Genomic DNA, 3,903 nt, shown 5'->3' with positions numbered 1-3,903 from the left:
TTTGAAAATCTGCTTTTGAATTCAAGGTTATACGATTCTTTCTGAGTGATGAGAAAAGAAATTTCATTCTCTGAAATGTAAGATGACATTGTTATATTACTCTTCCAACAAATTTATCTTGCTAATCTTTATTCCTGAAAAATAGTGTTTCAAAATTTCTTCGGCAGAATATCCTCGTTTAGACATTTCAATCGCCCCGATCTGACACATTCCTACTCCATGCCCACTTCCCTTGCCTGAAAAAATAATTTTGTCCCCGCTCTCTTCCATGATAAAAAGTGAAGAGCGTAACCCACCCAAATTTCGTCTGATCTGCAGCTCGTTATCAAGGATAATCGTGTTTTTGCTTCCCTCAATTTGCATCTTCAATATTCTGCCGGATTCCCCTCGTTTTAGAATTTTAATTTTTCTAAATTTCCCCAGATCCGAAATTCTATTAAGCATATTCTCAAATTCAGCTCGCGAAAATTCTTTTTCCCACTTATATGTTTTGCTTTTCCAGCCTGTTTCCATTTTAGCATTGCAAAAAACATTTTCAGAATTTTTTATCCAGTTTTTCACATTTCTCTCATTTGACAGATCAATGGATTTTGATGAAGCAGCATCGTAAATACTGGAAAGATAGGGCGATTTTTTTCCGCCCCAGATGTCATTATTGTTGGCTGTTTTACCACCGCAATTTGTTGAATAAACCGCATTGATAATTCTTCCGTCAAAGATTCCTACGAGATAAGCGGATTTTTTTACAGCATCAATTACAGGAGCAGACACATCCGATAATCCCGAATAAACCTGACAATGAACGCTGGCACAAAGATCGAAACCATCGTTTTTGTGTGTGCCGGCAAGCATTTTAAATAGTGCTTCGGAACGAGCTGCAATCGCTTGGGCACGCAAGGCATCCATAGGAACGTTCACCCCAATTTCGTTTGGCACTACACCTGCTATGTAATTTTCCAAATCAACATGCGAGATAAGATTTAACTTACCAATTTGATTTATTTTTAATTTTAAATTTCCGCAGTAAGTGCGAGTAACAAATTTTTTTGGGTTCCAAAAATTTGTTTTAGGAACATTTGTAACTGTGATATTGGTCTCGGAAGTAATTTGCAGAGGGCATGTAAGAAAAAATTCTTTCCCACTATTCTCGTCATAAATGAAGATTTCCGGATTTGATAAAGCAAAAAATTCTTTTACCCAACCATCTGATTCTTTGGAATCTAAAGCCGAATTAAAGTCGTAAAAATTTTTATTTAAATATATAGAAAAGGCGTTTTTTTGCTGTAGACAACCATCACGCCAAACAATTTTTGCGTTCTTTTCCAAGGAGCATTCTGGAAATTTTGCAAGAAACGAATTCGCATCACTTTCCGAAGTAAATTTTGCAATTCCCACTTTCCAGTAAGGGGTTACTTTAATTTTTTCAGTAATTTCAAAAATAATACTCGCATCTGAAAGTTCAATTTGAAAAGGAGAGCCTTCCTCACTGATCTTTACTTTTCCAGGACAATTCATGTGGATTTGGGATGCGTTCGGAAGGATTTCTACATCAAGGAAAAGTAAACCGTTGCGAATTTCCGCTGCATAGGAGTTTGCAAAAGCGACTGCAAAAAAAAACGCCAAAAGAAAAGATACGAGACTTTTTTTCATGATCAACTAATTACACTACCAGCCGGAATATCTTTATCCAGAATGAGAAGCGAACACTCATCTTCGGTATTAGCAGCGAGAAGCATTCCGTTGGATTCCACACCCATAAGTTTAATCTTTTTCAGATTAACGAGCAGAGCAATTTTTTTGCCAATTAGTTCTTCATCGGAATAATCTTTTGAAATCCCGGCTACGATCTGACGTTTTTCTTCGCCAAGATCAAGAATTAATTTCGTGAGCTTATTTGACCTCTTTATTCTATTTGCAGAGATAATTGTTGCAACCCGTATTTCCATTTTAGAAAAATCTTCATAAGTAATTTCTTCTTTATGATCCATTTTCTTTTTTCTGTCCTGAATTTTTTGGGCGAGTAATTTTTCCTGTTTTTCTATATCTTGGTCATCAATTTTGGCGAAAAGCGGTTGGATTTTATCAATATGGATTTTCTCGAATCCATCGTTATACTTATCCCAGAGATCTTCTACCGGCAAATTCATCATCTTGTGTAGCTCTTGCATTTTACGAGGTAAAATCGGCGAAAGTACGATGCTGATTTTTCGCAACAATTCCGAACAAACATAAAGCGTTTCAGCAGCTTGATTTTTATCCTTTTTGATTTTTTCCCACGGCTTTGTCTCATCAAAATATTTATTGCCCAACCGAGCAATATCAAGACAAAGTTTGGCCGCTTTTCTCACTTGATAATTTGAATATGCTTCATCAATTTCAGTAACTATTTCATTTGCGCCGATTAAGGTTGTTTGGGACAATTCGGAAAATTCATTTGGTTTTTGGATAACTCCACCAAAATATCTTTTGGAGAAAGTGAAAACCCGATTTGCCAGATTGCCGAGAATATTAGCCAATTCAGAATTGACCTTTATCTGGAAATTTGACCAGGTAAAGTCGCTATCTTTGTTTTCCGGGGCGATGGCTGCTAATACATAACGCAAAAGTTCACCATCGAAATATTTTAAATAATCGCCAACCCAAACGGCAAGATTCCTGCTTGTAGATATTTTTTCTCCCTGAATATTTAGATATTCGTTTGCAGGCACATCGTAGGGAAGGATAAATTCTTTCTCTTGTTCCATCAGCATTGAGGGCCAGATAATTGTATGGAAAGGGATATTGTCTTTGCCGAGAAAATGGATCATTTTTGTTTGAGGATCAAGCCAATATTCTTTCCATTTTTCCGGTTTGCCGATTTTTTCCGCCCATTCGATCGTGGAAGAAATGTAACCGATAGGAGCATCGAACCAGACGTAAAGCACTTTTCCCTTTGCATCTTCGAGAGGAACAGGAACTCCCCAATTAATATCACGGGTTATGGCTCGCTCTTTCAGTCCACTCTTTATCCAGCCGAGAATGAAATTTCGCACATTTTCTTTCCAGTATTTTTTTGTATCCAACCATTTTTTCAATTTATTTTCAAATTTTGGTAAATTCAGATACCAATGTGTCGTTTCTTTGATAATAGGTGTGTTTCCACAAATTTTACAAACTGGATTTCCGAGTTTAATGGTCTCGATAAGTTTTCCACAACTATCGCACTGATCCCCTCTGGCACCTTCTGCTCCGCAATTTGGACAAATACCTTCTACATAGCGATCTGAGAGAAAACGTTTGTCATGTTCGCAATAAAATTGCTGGGAAATTTTTTTTTCGATATACCCTTTATTGTAGAGATTGAGAAAAAATTCCTGAGAAAGTTTATCGTTTATGGGTCTTGCAGTACCCGAAAAATTGTCGAAATTTATTTCCAGCCCCTTAAATGATTTTTTGATTATTTTGTGATATTTATCAACAAGTTCTTGGGGAGTAATCCCCTCTGCTTCTGCTTTTATGGAAATGGGCGCTCCGTGTTCATCTGTTCCGCAAATATAGAGCACATTCTCACCTTTGAGTTTTAGATAGCGAACAAAAATATCGGCAGGAAGATATGCACCGGCGATTTGCCCGATATGTAAATCTCCATTTGCGTATGGTAAAGCACTTGTTACTAAATATTTTTCCTGATTTTTTGATTTTGACATAATTTCCTTAAAATCTATTTTGAATTGAAGTTATAAACTCTTAAAGAGGTTGTTTATGTCAAATTATTTAGATAATGATTTCCAATTAGTGTCTGTCCGTAAAGTAGCCTTTTCGAGAAGTCACCGACCATTCCGTGACGAATTGAAAGAATTATCTATTAAGTTAAGTGGCGTTATAATTGTAAGTTGGAAAAACTTAAGTCAAGTTCAAAAAAAC

The 3,903-nt window shown here is 36.3% G+C and carries 2 protein-coding genes; both read right to left on the bottom strand.

What is annotated here, in order from left to right; all coding sequences use genetic code 11:
* Positions 1-96 precede the first annotated feature (96 nt).
* The gene (locus U9P79_04570; GenBank protein ID MEA2103902.1) at positions 97-1,650 is read right to left on the bottom strand and encodes a SpoIID/LytB domain-containing protein; all 1,554 of its coding nucleotides are present in this window, start codon (positions 1,648-1,650) and stop codon (positions 97-99) included.
* A gap of 2 nt (positions 1,651-1,652) precedes the next feature.
* Positions 1,653-3,686 (bottom strand): methionine--tRNA ligase, encoded by a 2,034-nt coding sequence (gene metG / locus U9P79_04565; protein ID MEA2103901.1) that lies wholly within the window; start codon positions 3,684-3,686, stop codon positions 1,653-1,655.
* Positions 3,687-3,903: the final 217 nt, after the last annotated feature.

This window comes from Candidatus Cloacimonadota bacterium (genome assembly GCA_034661015.1).
GTDB lineage: Bacteria > Cloacimonadota > Cloacimonadia > JGIOTU-2 > JGIOTU-2 > JAYEKN01.
Note: the sequence above shows the minus strand (reverse complement) of the source record. Positions and strands in the feature narration are given on the sequence as shown.